This is a genomic window from Streptomyces sp. NPDC127084, from assembly GCF_042724175.1.
Taxonomy (GTDB): Bacteria; Actinomycetota; Actinomycetes; order Streptomycetales; family Streptomycetaceae; genus Streptomyces.
Window position 1 is genome coordinate 51059 of record NZ_JBHXFA010000001.1, and the last position, 21476, is coordinate 72534.

At 70.6% G+C, this 21476-nt stretch carries 16 protein-coding genes and 2 pseudogenes; 6 read left to right on the forward strand and 12 right to left on the reverse strand.

Translation table 11 applies throughout. The features are described 5' to 3' along the window. Window positions 1-54: 54 nt before the first annotated feature. Both ACFWI9_RS00240 and ACFWI9_RS00245 read right to left on the reverse strand, forming a co-directional pair. The gene (locus tag ACFWI9_RS00240) at window positions 55-2277 is read right to left on the reverse strand and encodes an MMPL family transporter (RefSeq protein ID WP_387157790.1); all 2223 of its coding nucleotides are present in this window, start codon (window positions 2275-2277) and stop codon (window positions 55-57) included. A gap of 121 nt (window positions 2278-2398) precedes the next feature. Continuing rightward, on the reverse strand, window positions 2399-2992 hold the full coding sequence (locus ACFWI9_RS00245) for a TetR/AcrR family transcriptional regulator (RefSeq protein WP_387157792.1): 594 nt from the start codon (window positions 2990-2992) through the stop codon (window positions 2399-2401). A gap of 221 nt (window positions 2993-3213) precedes the next feature. Between ACFWI9_RS00245 and ACFWI9_RS00250 the strand changes: the two genes are divergently transcribed. Further along, window positions 3214-6630, forward strand: coding sequence for a S41 family peptidase (locus ACFWI9_RS00250; RefSeq protein WP_387157794.1), 3417 nt, complete (start codon window positions 3214-3216; stop codon window positions 6628-6630). 104 nt (window positions 6631-6734) lie between these two features. On the opposite strand, the pseudogene ACFWI9_RS00255 reads toward ACFWI9_RS00250, so the two are convergent. From ACFWI9_RS00255 to ACFWI9_RS00275, 5 genes and pseudogenes are all read right to left on the reverse strand, one after another. After that, a pseudogene (locus ACFWI9_RS00255) lies at window positions 6735-7050 on the reverse strand (glycosyltransferase family 2 protein); the annotation flags it as partial. A 155-nt stretch (window positions 7051-7205) separates the two neighbouring features. After that, a complete protein-coding gene (locus tag ACFWI9_RS00260) occupies window positions 7206-7478 on the reverse strand; it encodes a hypothetical protein (RefSeq protein WP_387157796.1) in 273 nt (90 codons plus the stop codon). A gap of 128 nt (window positions 7479-7606) precedes the next feature. Beyond that, the gene (locus ACFWI9_RS00265) at window positions 7607-8488 is read right to left on the reverse strand and encodes an SDR family oxidoreductase (protein WP_387157798.1); all 882 of its coding nucleotides are present in this window, start codon (window positions 8486-8488) and stop codon (window positions 7607-7609) included. After that, window positions 8485-9438, reverse strand: a complete 954-nt coding sequence (locus ACFWI9_RS00270) for an alpha/beta fold hydrolase (RefSeq protein ID WP_387157799.1) — start codon at window positions 9436-9438, stop codon at window positions 8485-8487. Before ACFWI9_RS00270 ends, ACFWI9_RS00265 begins: the two co-directional genes overlap by 4 nt. Next, complete coding sequence (locus ACFWI9_RS00275) at window positions 9435-11012, reverse strand: flavin-containing monooxygenase (protein WP_387157800.1); 1578 nt, start codon at window positions 11010-11012, stop codon at window positions 9435-9437. Before ACFWI9_RS00275 ends, ACFWI9_RS00270 begins: the two co-directional genes overlap by 4 nt. Before the next feature lie 228 nt (window positions 11013-11240). Between ACFWI9_RS00275 and ACFWI9_RS00280 the strand changes: the two genes are divergently transcribed. After that, window positions 11241-11918 (forward strand): MerR family transcriptional regulator, encoded by a 678-nt coding sequence (locus ACFWI9_RS00280; protein WP_387157990.1) that lies wholly within the window; start codon window positions 11241-11243, stop codon window positions 11916-11918. A gap of 135 nt (window positions 11919-12053) precedes the next feature. On the opposite strand, the gene ACFWI9_RS00285 is transcribed toward ACFWI9_RS00280, so the two are convergent. Then, window positions 12054-12863: an exodeoxyribonuclease III gene (locus ACFWI9_RS00285; RefSeq protein ID WP_387157801.1), complete on the reverse strand. Its 810-nt coding sequence runs from the start codon at window positions 12861-12863 to the stop codon at window positions 12054-12056. A 49-nt stretch (window positions 12864-12912) separates the two neighbouring features. On the opposite strand from ACFWI9_RS00285, the gene ACFWI9_RS00290 reads away from it, so the two are divergent. Together ACFWI9_RS00290 and ACFWI9_RS00295 are read left to right on the forward strand one after the other, a co-directional pair. Further along, a complete protein-coding gene (locus tag ACFWI9_RS00290) occupies window positions 12913-13395 on the forward strand; it encodes a GNAT family N-acetyltransferase (protein ID WP_387157802.1) in 483 nt (160 codons plus the stop codon). A gap of 154 nt (window positions 13396-13549) precedes the next feature. Continuing rightward, window positions 13550-14557, forward strand: a complete 1008-nt coding sequence (locus ACFWI9_RS00295; RefSeq protein WP_387157804.1) for a trypsin-like serine peptidase — start codon at window positions 13550-13552, stop codon at window positions 14555-14557. 96 nt (window positions 14558-14653) lie between these two features. Here the strand turns inward: ACFWI9_RS00295 and ACFWI9_RS00300 are convergent, their stop codons facing one another. Continuing rightward, window positions 14654-15928: a PucR family transcriptional regulator gene (locus ACFWI9_RS00300; RefSeq protein WP_387157805.1), complete on the reverse strand. Its 1275-nt coding sequence runs from the start codon at window positions 15926-15928 to the stop codon at window positions 14654-14656. A gap of 146 nt (window positions 15929-16074) precedes the next feature. On the opposite strand from ACFWI9_RS00300, the gene ACFWI9_RS00305 reads away from it, so the two are divergent. Both ACFWI9_RS00305 and ACFWI9_RS00310 read left to right on the forward strand, forming a co-directional pair. Next, a complete protein-coding gene (locus ACFWI9_RS00305; RefSeq protein ID WP_387157806.1) occupies window positions 16075-17259 on the forward strand; it encodes a lactate 2-monooxygenase in 1185 nt (394 codons plus the stop codon). Further along, a complete protein-coding gene (locus ACFWI9_RS00310; RefSeq protein ID WP_387157807.1) occupies window positions 17256-18254 on the forward strand; it encodes a 2-hydroxyacid dehydrogenase in 999 nt (332 codons plus the stop codon). Before ACFWI9_RS00305 ends, ACFWI9_RS00310 begins: the two co-directional genes overlap by 4 nt. Window positions 18255-18367: 113 nt before the next feature. Here ACFWI9_RS00310 and ACFWI9_RS00315 read toward each other — a convergent pair whose 3' ends face one another. The 3 genes and pseudogenes from ACFWI9_RS00315 to ACFWI9_RS00325 form a co-directional block, all read right to left on the reverse strand. Beyond that, complete coding sequence (locus ACFWI9_RS00315) at window positions 18368-18772, reverse strand: pyridoxamine 5'-phosphate oxidase family protein (RefSeq protein WP_387157808.1); 405 nt, start codon at window positions 18770-18772, stop codon at window positions 18368-18370. A 114-nt stretch (window positions 18773-18886) separates the two neighbouring features. Then, window positions 18887-19355 (reverse strand): annotated as a pseudogene (locus ACFWI9_RS00320) (nuclear transport factor 2 family protein); the annotation flags it as partial. Between the two features lie 221 nt (window positions 19356-19576). Then, complete coding sequence (locus ACFWI9_RS00325; protein WP_387157809.1) at window positions 19577-21370, reverse strand: NlpC/P60 family protein; 1794 nt, start codon at window positions 21368-21370, stop codon at window positions 19577-19579. Window positions 21371-21476 lie beyond the last annotated feature (106 nt).

The window sequence follows — 21476 nt, forward strand, 5'->3', positions numbered from 1 at the left end:
CGGCGCAGGCCGGCTCAGGGCTGATCAGGGCTGATCAGGCTGTTCCATGCCGGCTCAGGCGCGTACGAGCTCACGCTCGCCCTCGTTGCGGTCACCGTCGGCCGCCTGCTCGCCGTCCATCGCCTGCAGCCGCTCGCCCTCCACGTCCACACTCGGCAGCGCCTTGTCCAGCCAGCGCGGCAGCCACCAGGCCTTGCCGCCCAGCAGAGCCAGTACGGCGGGCACGATCGCCATCCGCACGATGAACGCGTCGAACAGGACGGCGATGGCCAGACCGAAGCCGATCATCTTCACCATCTGCTCGGTCGAGCCGATGAAACCGGCGAACACCGCGATCATGATCACCGCAGCCGCGGTGACGACCCGCGCCCCGTGCCGGAAGCCGGTGACGATCGCCTGGCCGGGCCGCTCACCGTGGACGTACGCCTCACGCATCCGCGTGACCAGGAAGACCTCGTAGTCCATCGCGAGTCCGAAGACCACGCCGACCATGAAGATCGGCATCATCGACATCACCGGACCGGTCTGCTCGACACCGAACAGCGAGCCGAGCCAGCCCCACTGGAAGACCGCGACGACCGCACCGAGCGCGGCGACCACGGAGAGCAGGAAGCCGAGCGCCGCCTTGAGGGGAACGAGGATGGACCGGAAGACCACCATCAGCAGCAGGAAGGCGAGGCCCACGACGAGCGCGAGGTAGGGCACCAGCGCGTCGTTCATCCGCTGCGAGAAGTCGATGTTCATCGCGGTGGCACCGGTGACCTGGACGTTGTCACCACTGGTGTCGCGGATGGTGCGGACCAGCTCCTCGGTCTCGGTCGAGCTCGGCCGGTCCTTCGGGATGACCGTGATCATCGCGGTGTCGCCGGCCTTGTTGTAGGTGGCCGGGGTGACGACGGCCGCGACCCCGTCGAGCTTGGAGATCTTCTTGGCGGTGCTGTCCGCCTCCGCCTTGTTCCCGTCGACGACCACGAGCAGCGGGCCGTTGAAGCCGGGGCCGAAACCGTCGGAGAGCAGGTCGTACGCCTTGCGCTGGGTGGTGCTGGTCGGCTGGGAGCCGTCGTCCGGCAGACCCAGCTCGAGCGACGCGGCGGGTACGGCGATGGCTCCGAGGCCCACGACGCCCACGAGGAGCACGGCGATGGGGTGCCGCAGCACGAACCTGGCCCAGCGGGTGCCCATGTTGGGCTTCTCGGCGGCGTGCTTGTCGGCCTCGCCGTGCTCGGTGGAGGCAGCGGCGGCAGCGGCGGCAGCCTTGCGCGCCTTGCGGCCGACCACCCGCTTGCCCGCGAAGCCGAGCAGCGCCGGGATCAGGGTGAGCGCGATGAGTACGGCGATCACGACCGTGCCGGCCGCGGCGAAGCCCATCTTGCTGAGCATCGGGATGTTGACGACGGCCAGTCCGACGAGCGCGATGACGACGGTGAGTCCGGCGAAGACGACCGCCGATCCGGCCGTACCGGTGGCCCGGCCCGCGGCCTCCTCACGGTCGCGTCCCTCGGCCAGCTCGGCGCGGTAGCGGGACACGATGAACAGCGCGTAGTCGATACCGACGGCGAGGCCGATCATCGTCGCCAGGGTGGCGGTGGTGGAGCCCAGGTCGAGCACGCCGGACAGGGCGGTGATGGTGGAGACTCCGATGCCGACACCTATCAGCGCGGTGAGCAGCGGAAGTCCGGCGGCGATCAGCGCGCCGAAGGTGATGACCAGCACGACCGCGGCGACGGCGACACCGATGACCTCGCCGGCGCCGGTCTCGGGCGCCGCCTGGAGCGCGTCACCGCCGATCTCGACGGTGAGCCCGGCGTCCTTGGCCTGCTCGGTGGCCTCGGTCAGCGCCTCGCGGTCCTTCTCGTCCAGCTCCATGCCGCTGACCTTGTAGGACACCTGCGTGTAGACGATGGTGCGGTCCTGGCTGATCGCCTTGACCTGGTAGGGGTCCACGACGTTGGCGACCTGGTCGGAGCTGGTCTTCAGATCCGCGACGGCCTTCTCGACCTCGGCCTTGTTGGCCTTGTCGGTCATCTTCTCGCCCTTGGGCGCCTTGAAGACGACCCGCGCGGTCGCCCCGTCGGCGCTCGTTCCGGGGAAGCGCTCGTCGATGAGGTCGAAGGCCTTCTGGGCCTCGGTACCCGGCATGGAGAAGGAGCTGGAGGTGGCGGCGGGCGCGGCGGACGCGGCGAAGCCGGCGAGCGCGAGCAGGGCCACCCAGACGAGTGCGACGAGTTTGCGGCGCCTGAAGGCGAACCGCCCGAGTTTGTAGAGGAACGTGGCCACGAGTGCGGACTCCCGGTCAGGTCGTTGGGACAGCGGATGGGCAGGCGGAGATGACCAGCCGACGACGTGAGCGGTGACGCGTCAGGTGGGACTTTGTGTGGGTGGAGATGGATCCGGTGGTTCAGACGTCCTGGGCGGGGAGACCCAGGGCGGGCAGCACCACGGCGTCCAGGTAGCTGTGCAGGAAAGCCGGGGTCATCGGCTCGTCCTGGATCAGCGGATGGGCGACGAAGGCACCGACGAGCATGTGGGAGAGGAACTTCAGCGCGGGATTGTCCGCGGAGATCTCCCCGCGGTCGATCGCCCGTTGCAGCATCCCGTCGAGTCCGGTGATCTCGGGCTCGATGAACAGTTCGCGCAGCGCCTGGAGCAGGTCGTCGTTCTCGTGGACCGCCCGGGAGAGGCCGCGCATCAGCGCGGTGTCCCGCTCCATCTGGCAGTGGTCGGAGAGCGCGACCATGGCCTGGAAGTCCCCGCGCAGGCTGCCGGTGTCGATCTCGGAGACGTCTACCGGCTTGCTGTTGCGCAGCGACATGGCCACCAGCTCGGGCTTGCTCCCCCACTGGCGGTAGAGGGTCGCCTTGCTGGAGCGCGTCCGCGCGGCCACGGCGTCCATGGTCAGGGCGTCGTAACCGACTTCGCACAGGAGGTCGAGCACCGCGCGGTACAGCTCGGCCTCGCGCTCCGGCGTAAGCCTGGTGCGTGCCGTGGTCATGCGGACCTCCCGAACGAAACTGTTTCGTACAGTAAGAAGATATCCCCGCCGCCAAGCGAAACGAAACCGTTTCGTACGTGTCCTCGGCCACATCTCGATGCCGCGACCCCCGCCAACGCCCGGACCACACCCCCGGCCACGCATCCGTGCTCTCGGGGATTGCCCGAACACGCCCCCTCCCACGAGTTGCCGGGCCCCGCACACCCGGAAAGCATTGGGGGGTGAGCGAAGACCTCGCGTACCTCCGTTATCCGCATCTGCACGCCGACTTGCTGTGCTTCGCGGCCGAGGACGATCTCTGGATCGCCCCTCTGGCCCCGGAGGGTGTACGCCCGGATCGCGCCTGGCGGCTCACCGTGGACCGGACCAGGGTCGGCCACCCGCGCTTCTCGGCGGACGGCAGCCGGATCGCGTACACGACCTGGCGCAGCCTGGATCCCGAGATCCACCTGGTGCCGGTGGACGGCGGACCGGGACAGCGGCTCACCTACTGGGGCTCCACCGACACCCGGGTGTGCGGCTGGGACCCCGACGGAAACATCCTCGCGGTCTCCTCGCACGGCCAGCCGTTCTCGTACTTCTCCTGGGCCTACAAGGTGCCCACGGACGGCGACCCCGGAAGACGGCTGCCCTGGGGACCGGTCTCCGACATCGCCGTCGCCGATGTGGACGACTCGCACCGCACCCTGCTGCTCACCGGGAAGCCCCCGCATGAGCCCGCCTCGTGGAAGCGCTACCGCGGCGGGGCGATGGGACGGCTGTATCTGCACGGCGAGCGGCTGCTGCCGGACATCGGCGGCCATCTGGACTCCTGCATGTTCGTGGCCGGCCGGATCGCCTTCCTCTCCGACCACGAGGGCGTCGGCAACATCTACTCCTGCCTGCCCGACGGCACGGACCTGCGCCGCCACACCGACCATGACGCCTTCTACGCCCGGCACGCGTCGAGCGACGGGCAGCGCGTCGTGTACCAGTGTGCGGGCGAGCTGTGGATCGTCGAGGACCTGGCCGCCGGTGCCGAGCCGCGCAGGCTCGAAGTACGCCTCGGCGGTCCGCGCGCCGGGCGGCGGCCGTACCAGGTCCCGGCCGCGAGTCATGTCTCGGCTGTCGCGGTGGACACCACCGGCCGGGCCAGCGCGGTCTCGGTGCGCGGCAGCCTGTACTGGCTGACCCACCGCGACGGCCCGGCGCGGACGATCGCGGACACTCCGGGAGTGCGGGTGCGCCTGCCGGTGATGCTGGGCAACGGCGCGCAGATCGCATACGTGACCGACGCGGAGGGAGAGGACGCGATCGAGATCGCGGACCTGCCGCGGGCGAGTGGCGACCGGCCGGCCCGGCGGCTGGCTTCGGGGAAGCTCGGCCGGGTGCTGGAGGTGAAGTCGGACCCGGCGGGTGAGCGGCTGGCCATCGCGTCGCATGACGGCCGGCTGCTGCTGCTCGATGTGACGGAGGAGGCGGGCGCCTCGGCCGCGACCCCCGGGCAGACGGACGCGGACGCGGGTACCGACGGCGGCGATGGGGATGGCGACGACGGGTCCGAAAGCACCGGCGGCGACACGGGTGTCGGTGTCGGCGACCGCACCGACGGAGGCACCGGCGAAGGCACCGAGAACGGCGACCCCCGGCTCACCGAACTCATCCGCTCCGACAACGGCCCGGTCCGGGACCTCGCCTTCTCCCCCCACGGCAATTGGCTGACCTGGTCGCACCCCGGCATCGGCCGGACCCTGCGCCAGATCAAGATGGCCCGGACGGACGGCACCAGCCCCCGCACGATCGTGGACGTGACCAACGGCCGCTTCGAGGACGAGAATCCGGTCTTCACCCGGGACGGCCGCTATCTCGCCTTCCTCTCCTGGCGCGGCTTCGACCCGGTGTACGACGTGCACACCGGCGACCTGTCCTTCCCGCTGGGTTGCCGCCCCTATCTGGTCCCGCTGTCGTCGGCGACCCCGTCACCGTTCGCCCTGCTCCCGGACGGCCGCCCCGCAGCGGGCGGGCTTGACCCGGACGACACCGACTCCGGCGAGGGCGCGGCGATCGTGGAGGTGGAGGGCCTGGGGAGCAGGGTGACCCCGTTCCCGGTGTCGGCGTCCAAGTACTCGGCGCTGTGCCCGGTCAGCGGCGGTGGCCTGGTCTGGCTGCGCTGGCCGATCTCCGGGGCGCTGGGTGAGACGTTCGCCAATCCGGCCGACCCGTCGACCCGCCCGACACTGGAGTACTTCGACATCCCCAAGGCCCGTAGGACCGAACTGGTCGCGCACCTGGACGGGTTCGCGGTGAGCGGCGACGGGACCCGGCTGGTGGTGATGGACGACGGTGATCTGCGCGCCGCGCCCGCGACCGAGCCGGGCGACGGGGACTCCACCGTCTACATCGACATGCGCCGCATCCTGCACGACGTGGACCCGACCGCCGAGTGGCGTGGCGCTTACGAGGAGGCCGGGCGGCTGATCCGGGCGTACTTCTGGGACCCGGGGATGTGCGGGATCGACTGGGCCGGGGTGCTGGACCAGTACCGTCCACTGGTCGAACGGGTTGCGTCACCCGACGAGTTCGCCGATCTGATGCGTGAGGTCCTGGGCGAGCTGGGCACCTCGCACGCGTACGTGACCCCTGCCCGCCGCAATGAGGGCCCGCAGCACTACCAGCGGGCCATGGGCCTGCTCGGCGCCAACCTGACACGGCGGGACGGCGGTTGGGCGGTAAGCCGGATCCTGCCCGGCGACTCGTCCGACTCCAAGGCCCGCTCCCCACTGGCTGGTACGGGCATCCGCGAGGGCGCCGTACTCACCCACGTCGACGGTCGCCCGGTGGACCCGGTGGCCGGCCCGTTCCCGCTGCTGGCCGCGGCCGGGGGCACCACCGTGGAGCTGACCTTCCAGCCCCCGGGCGGCGAGGGCATCCCACGCCGGGTCGCGATCGTGCCGCTGGTGGACGATCGCCCGCTGCGCTACCAGGACTGGGTGGCCAAGCGCCGCGAGGTGGTCCGCGAGGTGAGTGGCGGGCTGTGCGGCTATCTGCACATCCCCGACATGGGCGGCTCGGGCTGGGCGCAGTTCAACCGCGACGTGCGGATGGAGGTGTCCCGCCCGGCACTGATCGTGGATGTCCGGGGCAACGCGGGCGGCCACATCAGCGAGCTGGTCGTGGAGAAGCTGATCCGCCCCGTCCTGGGCTGGGACCTGACCCGCAACGCCCAGCCCGTCTCGTACACGTCCACCGCTCCGCTCGGCCCGGTCGTCGCCCTCGCCGACGAGGCCACGTCCTCCGACGGCGACATGATCACCGCCGCCTTCAAACTGCTGGGTCTGGGCCCCGTCGTCGGCCAGCGCACCTGGGGCGGCGTCGTGGGAATGACCGGCCGCCACCGCCTCGGCGACGGCACGGTGATCACGGTCCCGATGAACGCGGCCTGGTTCGACGCATACGGCTGGGGCGTCGAGAACCACGGCGTCGAGCCGGACATCTTCGCCGAACGCCCCCCGCTCGACTGGGCCGAGGGCCGACGCACCGACCTTGACACAGCGGTCCGGGTAGCCCTCGACCGCCTCAAGGAACACCCGGCGGCGACCCCTCCCGGCTACGACGACCTGCCGGACCTGCGGCGCCCGAAACTGCCTCCGCGGGGCTGACCACCGGGCTCACGATCGCGGAGCCCGCGGCCGGGCCGCCGCCTCCGAACCCCGGCATGGACGCGGTGCACCCGCGGTCAGAGCAGCGGCGGCCGACCTGGCAACCCTTGGTCGAGCGCGCGCCAGGCCAGGTCGGGCTCCTCGCGTCCGAAGAGGAACTCCGCTGCCCAGAGGCCGGGTCGCCTGAGCATCGGCACGGAAAGGGCAGTCCGCCGCCCAGGAAAGCGGTCACCAGTCCCCCGCGCATCGGGTCGCCGGCGCGCAGCCGGGGCACTCAGCGGCGTTCGGTGCGGCCCTGTTCGTCGGCGACGCGGAAGCCGATGACGCCGAGCTTCGGGTCGGCCTCGAAGAGCCGCCGGACCTCGCGGATCACGTCGGGCCGATAAGCAGGCCGCCGTGGTCCGGTTTGACAAAGACCTCAGCGGCGGACCGGGTGGCGAACCCGCTACCCGCCCCCCGCCCCCGCCACCCCGCAGAACCCGGGAGAACGCCAATGAGGCGCACCCCGTGCACTGGGTGCGCCTCTTCGCGTCAGCCTCGTACTACCTCACCGCGAACCGCGGTCGACCGCCTGGTCAGGCGTCGTGGTCCCGGGGGATGCGGCTCTGCGGCTCGTGCGGCTCGTGCGCCTCGTGCCGCGGACGACGGCCTTGGTCGCCCATCTCGCGGGGCATCTGCTTCGCCCGGCCCTGCTGCTGGGCGGCGTGCTCCTGCGGGGAGCGCTGCTCGTGGCGCTGCGGCGACTGGGGCCGCTGCGGCTCCGAGGGCCTGCCCTTGCTGCCCGGCTTCTGCTTGCCCTGGTCGGCGAGCTTCGAGGCCTTGTCCTTGAACTGGTCCTGAATACCCATCTGGTTCACTCCTAGAAGGGTCCGAGAGGTGAAGGGGCTCCTGAGGAGCCGCCCGGCCGGGGGGAGCCCCTTGCGGAGCGCCCCGGCCTCGACCAGCCTGGCACGCACGGACACTCTACGCATTTCGATCAGTTACGCTGCGTACGTTCCTGCTCGTCAGCGGCACCGCCCGCGCCCACAAGGCCCTTGCCCACCCCGGTGAGCCTGGGCGCGAAGCGCTTCATCTCCCGCTGTCCTGCGACCGCGATCAGTCCAGGCAGATAGCCGCGTACGGACTGCATGCCCCGCAGCCACCACTGCCCGTAGACATGCGCCGAGCGGCGTTCGATACCCGCGACAAGCCGGTCCACGGCCGGACCGAGCGGATAGGTGCGGTTCGACGGCCAAGGCAGCCGCTGCCTCAACTCCCGCATCACCTCGTCCTGGTCGGCTCCGCGCACCATGTCCGTGTCGGTCCAGGAGAGATACGCGACCCCGACCCCGACGCCCCGGTAGCCGACCTCAGCGCGCAGGCTGTGGGCGAACGCCTCGACTCCCGCCTTGGACGCGCAGTACGCCGACATCATCGGTGCCGGGGTGATGGCGGCGAGGGAGGCGATCTGGAGGAAGTAGCCGCGGCTTTCCAGCAGCACCGGCAGGAAGGCACGGCAGGTCACCGCGCTGCCGATCAGGTTGACCTCGACGACCCGGCGCCACGCGGCGGGATCGGATTCGGCGAACGGTCCGCCCGACGCCACGCCCGCGTTGGCGACGACGATGTCGACCTTCCCGAACCGCTCCTTGACCTCCCGGGCGACCTGGGCCATCGCCACCTCGTCGGTGACATCGGCGTGCCAGCAGTGCGCGTCGGTGTGCAGCCGCTCGGCGACGTTCTTCAGCCCGTCCGGCTCAAGGCCGACCAGCGCGACCTTGGCGCCGCGCGCCGAAAGTTTGCGGGCGAGCAACTCGCCGACTCCGCGCGCCGCTCCGGTGACGACGGCGACCTGCCCTTCGAGAGCGACCCTGCTCATACCGCCTGCTCCTCTGTCTTCTGGGATACGTCCGCGTGTCCGTCCAGGTAGACGTCCGCGAGTGACCTGATCAGGCCGGTCACCGCCTCCGGGGCCTCCACCGGCGTCATATGGCCCATACCCGGGAGTTCGGTCACGTCCACACACTGCGGTAGCGCGTCGGCGATCGCCCGGGCGTGGACGACAGGCGTGAGCCGGTCGGTGGTGCCGACGAGCACGGCGGCCGGGATGTTCAACCGCCTGACACCGGCGCCGAGATCGACGTCACCCAGCACCCCAGCGGCCCAGGCCACCCGGGTCTCCCGGGGGCAGGCGTGCACGATACGGGCGCATTCGGCGACCCGCTCGGGAGCGGTGGCAGGGCCCATGGTCGCGTACCGCAGGATCCGCTTGGAGACCGGGGTGACGGGACCCAGCGGCGCGGACGAGCCGAGGATCGCGGCGGTCAGCCGGGTGCGTATCCGGCCCGGGCGCATCGGCACCACCAGCGCCTCGTGCACCAGCCGTGAGCTGCCCGTACTGCACAGCAGGGCCGCCGCCGCGTGCTCGGTGAAGCGGGGCCGCCCGGCCGCCGCCATGATCGTCATCCCGCCCATGGAGTGCCCGGCGAGCACCGCCTTGGTGCCCGGTTCGAGCGCGGCGGCGAGCACCGCCTCCAGGTCGTCCGCGAGCGCGTCGGTGGTGTAGCGGCCGCGGGCGGCGGCCGGGCTGCGACCGTGGCCGCGCTGGTCGTAGGCGATCACGCGGAAGTCGGCTGCGAGGTCCCGTATCTGGGCCGCCCAGAAATGGGTGGAGCAGGTCCAGCCGTGGGCGAGGACCACGGCTGGTGCCTCCTCGGGTCCATGGAGCTCCACATGGATGCGCGAGCCGTCGGCGGAGACCGCGGTCAGCTCACGGACGGCGACGGGCGGGGCCACGGCCGGGCCCATACGCTTCGTCAGACGGCTCACTGCGCCTCCCCCGCGGTCAGGTCATCGTGCGCCGCGGCGGCGGCCCCGGCCGCGGAGGTCGTCGCGCAGCTGGTTCCGGCAGGTTCGCGCGGCGTACGCGGAGGGCGGATCACCTCGTACTCCGCGAGGTCCACCTCCCGGGTCTCACGCCGGAACTCCCCCGTCGTGCCCGGCCAGATGGTGGTGTTGCGGCCGCTCGCGTCGAGGTACCAGCTGGTGCAGCCACCGGTGTTCCACACCGTCCGCCGCATCCGTGCCTGTACGTGCCGGTTCCAGGCGCCGACCGCCGAGGGGCGGGCGGCGAGCGCGACACGGCCCCCGAGGACGTTCAACTGGCGCAGATAGTCGGCCATGTAGTTCAGCTGGGACTCGATCATCAGGATCATTGAGCTGTTCCCCAGACCGGTGTTGGGTCCGATGATCGTCATCCAGTTGGGGAAGCCCGCCGCCGTCGCTCCGCGCAGCGACTGCATCCCGCCCTTCCACGCGTCGGCGAGCGTGATGCCGTCGGCGCCTACGACCCGTTCGGCGATCGGCATGTCGGTGACATGGAATCCGGTGCCGAAGATGATCGCGTCGACCTCGGCCTCGGTGCCGTCGGCGGCGACGGCGGTGCTGCCGCGCACCTCCGCCAGTCCCGAGGCCACGACGTCCACATTGGGTCTGGTGAGCGCCGGGTAGTAGTCGCTGGACAGCAGGATCCGCTTGCATCCGATGCGGTAGGAGGGGGTCAGCTTGGCCCGCAGCTCCGGGTCCTTGACGACCGCCGCCATATTGGCCTTGGCGAGCGACTCGATCAGACCGAGCTGGTTGGGCCGCTTGGTGAAGGCGCTGACCTGCAACTCCCTGATGCCCCAGAGCAGTCCGCGGCGTACCGCCTGGGTGGCCGGCAGTCGGCGGTGCAGCAGCCGCTCGACCGTGGTGATCCGCCGGTCCATCCGGCGCATCACCCATGGCGGGGTGCGCTGGAACAGCGTGAGGTGCTCGACCTGCGGCTGGATCGCCGGGACGATCTGGATCGCGGACGCCCCGGTGCCGACCATGGCGACACGCTTTCCGCGCAGGTCGTAGTCGTGGTCCCAGCGGGCGGAGTGGAAGACCCTGCCGGGGAACCCGGCGAGCCCGGGGATCTCGGGCATCTTGGGGTCGGACAGCGGCCCGGTGGCCGACACCACCACATCGGCGGTCAGCGTGCCCGCGGTGGTCTCGATCTCCCAGCGCAGGGCGTCGCCGTCCCAGCGCATCATCGTCACCTCGTGGCGGAACCGGATGTGCGGGCGGAGCCGGAAGGTGTCGGCGACATGCTCCAGATACGCGCGGATGTGCTCCTGGCCGGAGAAGGCGCGCGGCCAGTCGGGGTTGGGGGCGAAGGAGAACGAGTAGAGGTGGGAGGGCACGTCGCAGGCGCAGCCGGGGTAGCTGTTGTCACGCCAGGTGCCGCCGATGGAGTCGGCCCGTTCCAGGACCACGAAGTCGGTGATACCTTCCCGGCGCAGCCGGACCGCCGCACCGAGGCCGCCGAATCCGGATCCGATCACCGCCACGCGTACGTGCTCGTGCTGCTGTTCGCTCATGCCGCCGCCCCTCCCGTCCCGCCGTACCGCGGACATTCGTCGAAAGACATTCTCGAACCCCATCGAATCCGCCAGCAATCACTGGCATGGTGGGGAGAGTAGAGCCTCCGCATACCCAGCGGTAGGGGGCGGACCGAACAAGTTACCGGCGGTACAACATACGCTTGGCGACGTGACGGACGAGCAGCGCGAGGATAGCGAGAGCCGCGGATGACCCGCGAATACCGCATGGCGGAGCTGGCCAAGGAGGCCGGCATCACCGTGCGCACCCTGCGTTTCTACCGCGAGCGCGGACTGATACCGCCGCCGCGCAGAGAGGGCCGTATCGCCTGGTACGACACCCAGCACCTCGCCCGGCTGCGCACCATCGCGGCGCTGCTGGAGCGTGGGCACACACTGAGCGGTATCGCCGATCTCGCCGCGGCCTTCGACAGCGGCCGGGACGTGGGCGAGATGCTGGGCCTCGGCGAACCCACCGAGGAGACCCCGGTTCGACTCACCCCGGAAGCCCTCGCCGACTACTTCGAGGACGGCGAGGTCACCCCGGAGAACCTCGCAGCCGCGCTCGACCTCGGCTATCTGGCCACCGACGGCGAGGAGATCGTCCACATCAGCCGCCGGCTGCTCGACGTCTCATCGGCCCTGGTGAAGGAGGGTGTCCCGCTGGCCGCGGTACTCGCGGCCGGCCGTGAGGTGCGCATCCACGCGGAGGCCCTGGCGGCGCTGTTCACTGACCTGCTGCGCACCCATGCCACCGGCGGTGACATCGCCCGGCTGCGCCCGCTGGCCAAGAGCGTCGTGGACGCGGAGCTGTCGATGGCGCTGGACCGGCGACTGCGCGAGGAGCCTGCCGCCGGCGGATCGCAGGGCGAACCGGCTCCCGAACCACCTGACGAAGGCGACTGAGGCGTACGCGACGGACACAGCGGGCACCGACCCGTAAGCCGACGTGCCACGGAACCGGCGCGTCCAGCGCACGCTCCGCCCCCTGCCGGGAACCGGCCCGCTCCGGGCCGGGTTCCGGGCTCACGGCATGGACCGCTACACCTCGAAGACCGCTGTCACCGGCGCGTGGTCGCTCCAGCGCTCTCCATGACTCGCCGCCCGCTCCACATACGCCTTGACGCACTTCTCGGCCAGACGGGGCGTGCCCACAAGCAGGTCGATACGCCAGCCGGTGTCGTTGTCGAACGCGCGGCCCCGGTAGGACCACCAGGAGTACGGACCCTCCTGGTCGGGGTGCATCGCGCGGACGACGTCCACGTAGCCGGCGCCGTCGGGGCCGTCACCGTAGACGCGGCTGAGCCAGTCGCGCTCCTCGGGGAGGAAGCCGGAGTTCTTCTTGTTGCCCTTCCAGTTCTTGAGGTCGGCCTCCTGGTGGGCGATGTTCCAGTCGCCGCAGACCAGGGCGTCACGGCCGTCCGCCGCGGACCGCTCCTTCAGGGCCTTCATATAAGGGAGGAATTCGGCCATGAAGCGGTACTTCTCGTCCTGCCGCCCGGTGCCCACCTCGCCCGAGGGGAGATAGAGGCTGGCCACCGTGACACCGGGGAGGTCGACCTCCACATACCTTCCGGTGCCGTCGAACTCCTCGCTGCCGAATCCGGCGCGTACGGCGTCCGGCTCGCGCCGGGAGTAGACGGCGACACCGGCGCGGCCCTTGGCGGTGGAGGGCACATGGGTCACATGCCAGCCCTCGGGCTCACGCACCTCGTCGGGGAGCTGGTGCGCTTCGGCGCGTACCTCCTGGAGGCAGATGACGTCGGCGGATGTACCCGCGAGCCACTCGGCGAAGCCTTTCTTGGCGGCGGCGCGCAGACCGTTCACGTTTACGGAGGTCACTGTGAGCATCCCGGCACTGTAGCCGAGACACCTCGTACAAAAATGTACGATCAGTCGCATGGAATTCCGGCCGACCGTCTTCGATCATCCCGACGCGGTCAAGCTCAACGACGAGGTTCAGCTCGAGTACGTCACGCGGTACGGCGGAGACGAGGGGGATGCCACCCCGCTCGCCGCCGGGATGTTCGTCCCGCCGCGCGGGCTCTATCTGCTCGCTTATGACGAGCAGGAGCGGCCGGTGGCCACAGGTGGCTGGCGAAGCCAGGACGAGAACGACGAGGGTTACTCGGACGGCGACGCCGAGATCAAGCGCATGTACGTGGTGCCGGCGGCCCGCGGCCTCGGTCTCGCCCGGCGGATCCTGGCGCTGCTGGAGGCCGACGCTCGGGCGGCGGGACGCACTCGGATGGTGCTGGAGACCGGCACGGAGCAGCCGGAGGCGATCGCGCTCTACACGTCGAGCGGATACGAGGCATGCGCGAAATTCGGCCACTACCGCCACACCGACCTCAGTCGCTGTTTCGCGAAGCCGCTCGGATGAAACACGCGCTTGAAGGCGCTCTTTACGTGCATCGCTCACGCACCAAGAACCTGACGCGCTCCTGACAGAACCAGTGCCTCCGTGGCACTCTGCCTCACGCACGGCATTCCGCACCGTTCTCATCCCCCACCTGCCCCGGCAGAAGGAGACATGCGTGAGACGCCATCGCACAGCCGCAGGGATTCTGTTAGCCGCCGGAGCTCTGCTCACCGGCGGCCTGACCACCGCCGCCTCCGCCAACGCAGCCGCCCAGGCCCCGGCCCCCGTGCCGACCCGGGGCGCATCAGCCGCCGAACAGCAGCAGGCCCGCACCTTCTGGACCGCCGACCGCATGCGCGGCGCCACCCCGCTCGACCTTCTGCTCACGCCGAGCCAGGCTAAGAAGCTCAAGACGCCGAAACCTGGCGGTACGACAACGACCGTCGCCCCGACGGCCGCCACAGCGTCCTCGGCCTCCGCCGACTCGGCCGCTCCCACCGCCTTCCCGCACACGGGCGGTGCCTGGACCGGTGGCGGCGCCGTGGTGAAGACCTCGGGGCGGGTGTTCTTCACCTTCCAGGGCCGTACGGCGTCCTGCTCCGCCAACGCCGTGACCAGCCAGAACGCCAGCACGGTCATGACGGCCGGGCACTGCGTCAAATACCAGGGCAGCTGGCACACCAACTGGATCTTCGTGCCCGCCTACGCCAACGGCCAGGCGCCCTACGGCCAGTGGACCGCCTCCAAGACACTGACCACACCGCAGTGGGAGGCCACGGAGGACATCAACTACGACATCGGCGCCGCTGTCCTCGCCCCGCTGAACGGCCAGAAGCTCACCGCGGTCACCGGGGCACAGGGCCTCCAGTTCAACGGTGGCTACAACCAGAGGATGTACGCCTTCGGCTTCCCGGCCGCGTCCCCGTACGACGGGTCGAAGCTCATCTACTGCAGCGGCAACAGCTCCAAGGACTGGCTGTTCACCCAGGACCACGGAGTCGCGTGCAACATGACCGGCGGCTCCAGCGGCGGCCCCTGGTTCGCCGGCTTCAACGAGTCGGCCGGCACCGGTCTCCAGGCGTCGGTGAACAGCTTCGGCTATGTCTTCATCCCGAACCGCATGTTCGGTCCGTACTTCGGCAATGACGCGAAGACGCTGTACGACAAGGCGCAGGTGTCCTGAGAACCTGAGCACTTGAGCACTTGAGCACTTGAGCACCTGACAGGCACGGCAGGCCGGTGGGACCCCCTTCCCGCCGGCCTCGCCTTTCGTCGGGTGTCAGGCACCGGCGCCCGTGCCCGAACCCGCACCCGGCATCACCGTGCGGGCGATATCGAGCGTGAGCCGCTGCCAGGGGTCGCGCGGGTCACGACCGGTGAGCTCGCGAATACGGCGGAGCCGGTAGCGCAGGGACTGCGGGTGCAGATGCAGGGCCCGGGCCGCAGCGGTGGCCGAGCCGGCGTCGACATACGCGGTCAAGGCCACCAGCAGATGCCGCTGGCCGGGGTGGGTGAGCGGGCCGAGGACCAGACGGCCGATCCGGTCGGGAGCCGTAGCGGGGTGCCCGGCCAGCAGAGCGAGGACATGCGCGTCCGCCTCCGTCAGGACCCGGTCCGGGTGGTGTGCGTGCGCGGGCGCGGCGTCCAGGGCGTCCGCGGCGAGGCGGTAGGCGACGGCGATCCGGTCCAGGCTCTCGCCCCCGACGGCGCAACCGCGCCAGCCTCGTTCACGCAGGGCCTCGGGGGCGCCGCCGACGGCGGAGGCGGGCAGCAGCAGTACGGCGCGCGACCCTCGGGTCGTCGCAAGCGGTGTACTGCCACCGGATCGCGGTGTGGTGAGCGCCGCGAGCAACCCGCCGGCCGCTTCCTGGGTGAGGTACGGCCCGCCTTCCCGCACGACCGAACCGCCCGGCCCCGTCTGCCCGGCCGACCCCGTCGGTTCGACCGGCCGGCCCTCAACCGGCTCGGCCACCAGCAGGCAGTACGGGTCCGGCAGCTGGACACCGAGCCGGGCCGCCCGGTCGGTGAGCGCCCCGACCGAGGCGTGCCGCCCCGCGATCAGATCGTCGAGCAGCAGCCTCAGAGCCTGGTCGCGGTCGCCCGCCAGATGCTCGCTGACCGTCGCGTACGCCGTGGCCACCACCTCGGCCAGTGTGTCGAGCGCGGCCAGCAGTTGCCGGGTGAGCGCGAAGGCGTCGTGTGCCGCGAGCCGGGGCGCGTGGGCTGCGATCTCGTCCACGATCACCGCCGCCGCCACACGGTAGGCGCGCAGCACGGCCTGCACCGGACGGCCGTCGGCGGCGCGCGCCGCCGCGATCCCGCGGAACCGCCGCAGATCCGCGGGCTCGAGCTCACCGTCGTCGGCCCACAGCCGAAGCAGCCGCTCAAGCGCCCAAGCGGCGATGGCGCGTACCTCAGGGAGTCTGCTGCCGTCGAGCGCGGCGTACGCAGGGACCTGCCGATGCACAGCGTCGACGATCCGCTGCACCATCCGCTCGACCGCCCGCGGATCGGCGACCAGCTCCGCCGCGACCCGTTCCCGCTCACTTATCACCTGGTGATAATCGCAGCGGCTCGATGTGCGCACCACCATGGCCGCGTCTGGACGCTTGTTGTCACTGTCGCCAGGATCGGCACGAACAGCGCAACCCACCCCCACCACCCCCAACGGCTCTCAACGACGAGAGGGAGACCGTACGTATGGCCACGCACTGGGCGGACTTCCAGTACGAGATCTATCTCAACGGCATGACGGGGGCCGTGCCCCGGTTGCCCACCGATCTGAGCAGGCTGGAGGAACTGGCCGAACACCGCCTCGGCCCCGGCCCCTTCGGCTATGTGGCGGGCAGCGCGGGCAACGGCAGCACCGCCCGGGCCAACCGTGCTGCCCTGGACCGGCGGCGCATCGTGCCGCGGATGCTGAGGGACGTGCACGAGCGCGATCTTTCGGTGGAGCTGCTGGGGCGGGAGATCCCGGCTCCACTGGCACTGGCGCCCGTGGGGGTGTTGTCGATCATGCACCCGGATGCCGAGTGCGCCGCGGCCCGCGCCGCGGCGGCGCGCGGGGTGCCGTACATCCTGTCGTCGGCGTCGAGTACACCCATGGAGCGGGTCGCCGAGGCCATGGGGGACGGCGAGCGGTGGTTCCAGCTCTACTGGGCCAAGGATCGCGAGGTGACCGCCAGTTTCCTGGCGCGGGCCAAGGCAGCCGGGTTCACGGCACTGTTCGTCACCCTGGACACCCCGCTGCTGGCCTGGCGTCCGCGCGATCTCGACCAGGCGTATCTGCCGTTCCTGCATGGGGTGGGCACCGCCAACTACTTCAGCGACCCGGCCTTCCAGGCGGGCCTCGCGAAGCCCGTGCACGAGGACCCGAACGCGGCCGTGATGCACTTCGTAGGCATGTTCGCCGACCCGGCCAAAACCTGGCCGGACCTCGACTTCCTTCGGGAGCACTGGGACGGGCCGATCGTCCTGAAGGGGATCCTGCATCCGGACGACGCCAGGCTCGCGGCGGACGCGGGCATGGACGGTGTGGTGGTCTCCAACCACGGCGGTCGGCAGGTCGCCGGATCGGTGGCCGCCGCGGATGCGCTGCCACGCGTGGCCTCGGCGGTCGGCGACCGGCTCACCGTGCTCTTCGACAGCGGTATCCGCACGGGTGACGACATCTTCAAGGCCATCGCACTCGGCGCCCGCGGGGTGCTGGTGGGCCGCCCGTACGCGTACGGCCTCGGGCTCGACGGACAGGCGGGTGTGGACCACGTCATCCGCTGCCTGCTCGCCGAGTTCGACCTCACACTCGCCCTGTCCGGTCATTCCAGCCCCACCTCGCTCACCCCTGAAGACCTCGTATCCGTCGATCTCGTGGAGGAATCCGCATGACCGCCCCCACTCCCGCCTCCTCCACGACCGGGAAGAACATCCTCGCCGTGGTCCCCCCTCACATGGGCGGCCGCGCCGCGGGCACCGCGCTCGCCGGGCTCGTCCCAGGGGCCGATGTGAACGTCGTGGAAGCCACGGACGAGGACCCCGCCGCCCTGCGCGAGGCGCAGGTCATCATCACCGGCCTCGCACCGGTCACCGCGGACCACATCGCCGCCGCGCCCTCACTTGAGCTGGTGCAGTGCGCAAGCCACGGCTACGACTACGTCGACAAGGACGCCGCACGAGCCCGTGCCATCCCCGTCTGCAATATCGGCTCCAGCGGTGCGGAGAAGCAGAACGTCGCCGAGCAGGTCTTCGCCCTGATGCTCGCCCTCGCCAAACAGCTGGTGCCGGCCCACACCGCCCTTGCGGACGCCGACTGGGCCCTGCCGCGGCTCCAGCAGTCGATCACCGAACTGTCCGGCAAGATCCTCGGCATCGTCGGCCTGGGCCATATCGGCCAGGAAGTCGCCCGCCGCGCGCTCGCGTTCGACATGACCATCCTCTACACCGGTCCGCGCAGGGTCTCTCCGGAGACCGAGACCCTCCTCGGCAACGCCCGGCACGTCCCCCTGGACGAACTGCTGCGCAGCTCTGACTACATCAGTCTCCATGCACCGTTGAAGGACGAGACTCGGCACCTGATCAACGCCGACCGCCTCAGTTTCCTCAAGCCCACCGCCTTCCTCATCAACACCGCCCGCGGCGCCCTCGTCGACCAGGACGCCCTCGCCGACGCCCTGTCAGCCGGTGGTCTCGCAGGCGCGGGCATCGACGTCTTCGACCCCGAACCCCCCACAGCAGCCCTGCGCCTGCTGAAGGCCCCGAACGTGGTGCTGTCGCCTCACGTCGGCGGTGCCACCCGGGAGACCCTGGTGCGTATCGCCCTGGCAGCGCTCCAGAACGTCATCGACTACCTGGACGGCAAACCACCGCGCGATGTGACTCCCTGACTCCACGGACCGCGACGTGGCGCCATCAGCGCCCGGGCCCGCCCCGGCGGATCGGTATCGCACGCCCGCTGAGGCACTCTTCGCCGTCACCCCCGCCCCGGTCGCGCCTCGCCTCAAACGCTGCCTATGGCACGGTCCAACGCGATCTCGACAAGTGTGCGGTCGGGGTCGGGTCCCGGTGTGGTGCCGTATCTCTCGGCATACCGTGCCACGGCATCGGCGACGGCTTCCGGCTCGGTGCGGATACACGCGACGCCTTCCAGCGTGGCCCAGCGCCCGCGGTCCACTTGGCAGACCGCGACCCGCGCGGGCCGTGCCCCGGCGGCCAGGACATGGGCGAACTTCCTACTCGCCTTGCGCGTGATGATCCTCGCGACGCCGGCCGCGGGGTCGTAGGTCACCCCGACCGGAACGACATGAGGGCTTCCGTCCGGTCGCAGTGTCGTCAACGTGCACCAATGCGGCTCCTTCCAGAACGCGAGGTACTCGGGACTGGGAGCGCGTACGTCAGTGGTCATGACGACAGATTAGTCGGCCGCACTTTGCACTCGCCAAGGCCTTGTCCAGAACTCGCCACCTCCTGGACCCCGGCGAGAATACCGATACCGGACCCCAGAAGCCCACTCACCACCTCAAGCGATTTGCCGATGATAAGCCTGCTTGGCGATGCGCCAGCCGCCGTCGACCCTGACCAGCAAGAAGATGTCGGTGAAGGTGTCCGCGCGCCATGCCAGAGAGTCATGGTCGCGGTCGCGACGGTGTCATGCACGTCGATAGCGTCGATGCGGCGCGTGCGGGTCGCTTCATCCGGTGCCGGCCGGCCCAGGAAGACAGGGAAGCGCAGTATTCGTCCAAGGACCACGAGACGAACGCACCCTCCCGGACTCCCTCGACATGAGCGGTCGGCAGGAACGCGTCACGGAAGTGGCGAGTGTCGCCGGTGGCATGTCCGCGGATATAGGCACGGAGCGGTTCGAGGACGGCGTCCTCCACCTCGCCGGCCACAGCGGGTGCCGTGCCGACGAAGGAGAGATCGGCAGCGGTGCCCGCCAAGCCGGCGGCACCGCGCAGGGGGACGTCCGACGCGGCCGCCAGCAGAGCCCGGGCCCACCCGAAAGTTCCCGGCGCCGGGTACGCCCTCCGCAGCACGACCGGCCAGCCCCCTGGCAGTGCCTCGGTCCCAGCTCCGCCACGCCTCGCCCGTCTCGCGTTCGTCTGTGGCTGCCTCATCAAGATCGCCGCGACCATTCACTACCTCGGTGCTGTCCCCCCGACAACGCCGGAGGCCGCGGACTTCCGTCCGGGCCGCCGGCTGTCGTGGGTCAGAAGCGGCGGATCACGCGGAGGGTGTTCGTGTACAGGTCGCCGTTGGACTCGGCCGTCTTCCGGGTGCCGTCGAGGATGGACTTGCCGCCGACGTCCGCGATGGTCGGGCCGTTCGGGGTTTTGCGGCTGGAGACGAAGCGGAGCTTGCCGTGTTGGTCGGTGCCCATGTGGATGCCGATGTGGCCGCCCTCGTCCGAGGCCTCGTCGGTGTCGAAGAAGACCGTGTCGCCGATGCGCAGCCCGTCCAGCGAAGGGACCTGGCCCACCCCCCCGTCGGCGATCTTCACACCGGGGCCCTTGGCCGCGAGGTCCTTGGACTCACGGGGGAGATTGGTGCCGTCGAGTTTCGCGTAGAGGGCCAGTGGGATGCCCAGGTGGTAGCCGTAGACCATCCGTACGAAGCCGGAGCAGTCCAGTTGGCCCTTGAAGTGGTCCTCCGGCGCGACCGGTTCGGCGGAGCCTGGGAAGGTCCAGCCGATGCCCATGTACTCGTGGAAGTCGGCGCCTGTGTAGCACAGCCCGGTTGCCGCCGGCTTGCTGTACCCGGCCTCACCGAGTACCTGCGCGCCCTGCCGGGCCGGGTCGGTCAGGGCAGGGGCGAAGGGCCGGTACATGGAGGCGTAGGCGAGGGCGTCGGGTGAGGTGTCACCGGCCCAGGCGCTGATCCGCTGTTCCAGGGCGGGCGTCCAGGTGCCGTCGAAGGGGTCCGGGAGTACGCGGACCCAGGTGTCGTGGGTGATGACGGGCGGGTCCACCCAGGTCGCCGAATCGATCCGGAAGTCGTACGTCCGCGCCTCGATGCCCGCCGTCGCGCTGCTGGCGGCGTGCGCCCGGACGCCGACGGTTCCGGCGCCGTGCACCTTGTCCGGGTCCGCCTCGGGGTCGTACACGCTGTGGTGCCATGTGTCCGTGGGCTCGTCGTCCACGCCCTTCGTGGTGTGCCGCCAGGCGCGGGCGCGCAGCAACGGGCCGGCTTTCTCGACGCGGACCCACCAGTGGTCGTACGCGGCGAAGCCGGTGCCGACGGTGACCGGTGCGCTGAGCACGGTCACGGTGTCGGCCAGGGCCTTCTCGAGGACGAGCTGGACCTCTCCTGCGGGGGTGACGATGAGGCGGGCGCGGTAGTGGTTGGTGAGGGAGGAGAGGGAGAAGGTGAGGGCGAGCGAGACGGCGCCGCCGGTGGGGACCTTGTCGAAGGAGAAGCGGGCGGCGGCGTGGACATCACCGATGTTCTTGTCCGGGAGAGTGGCGTGGCGGCTCTCGCCGGGCTTGGTGAGCTTGATGACGGCTCGGCCGTCCTTGAGGAAGTAGTCCGCGGCGACGGTGTCGTCCGAGGTGGTGGACCAGGTCCCGCCACCGGGCGACGTGCCCCAGCCGCCGTTCGGCGGGGTCCGGTCGAAGGCGTCCTCGACCTGCTTCTTCTGCTCGGTGAACCAGCGCTTCGGGCCGCGCACGGTCACCGTGCGCGCCCCGGTGGTGAGGGTGGCGAGCACACCCCTGGTGTCCACTACCTCCAAGCCGCCGGGGATGGCGCGGGTGGTCAGCGGACCGGCGCGGTGGGGGGTGAAGTGCCAGGCGTCGGTGGAGTCGAGCCCCATCGGGAGCCGGGGGTCGGGCATTGGTGCGGGGCTGCCCGTAGGGGCGGCCTGCGGTATGAGCGCGGGGGTGGGCGCGGCTGGCGCCGCGGTGGCCTTCGGCGCCGCCGCGAGGGGCAGCGCCCCTCCGGCCGCCACTGCGGCCAGCGTGGCCAGGGCCGTTCTGCGGCTAGGCTCGAACTTCGACAGGGACATGCGCGGGTTCCCCCCAGGCTGACGACACGCTGACCGTTCGATCAGCCGAGGGCACCGACTCTACCTGCGCCGTCCGCACCGGCCTGCGGCATACCTCTTCCGCGCC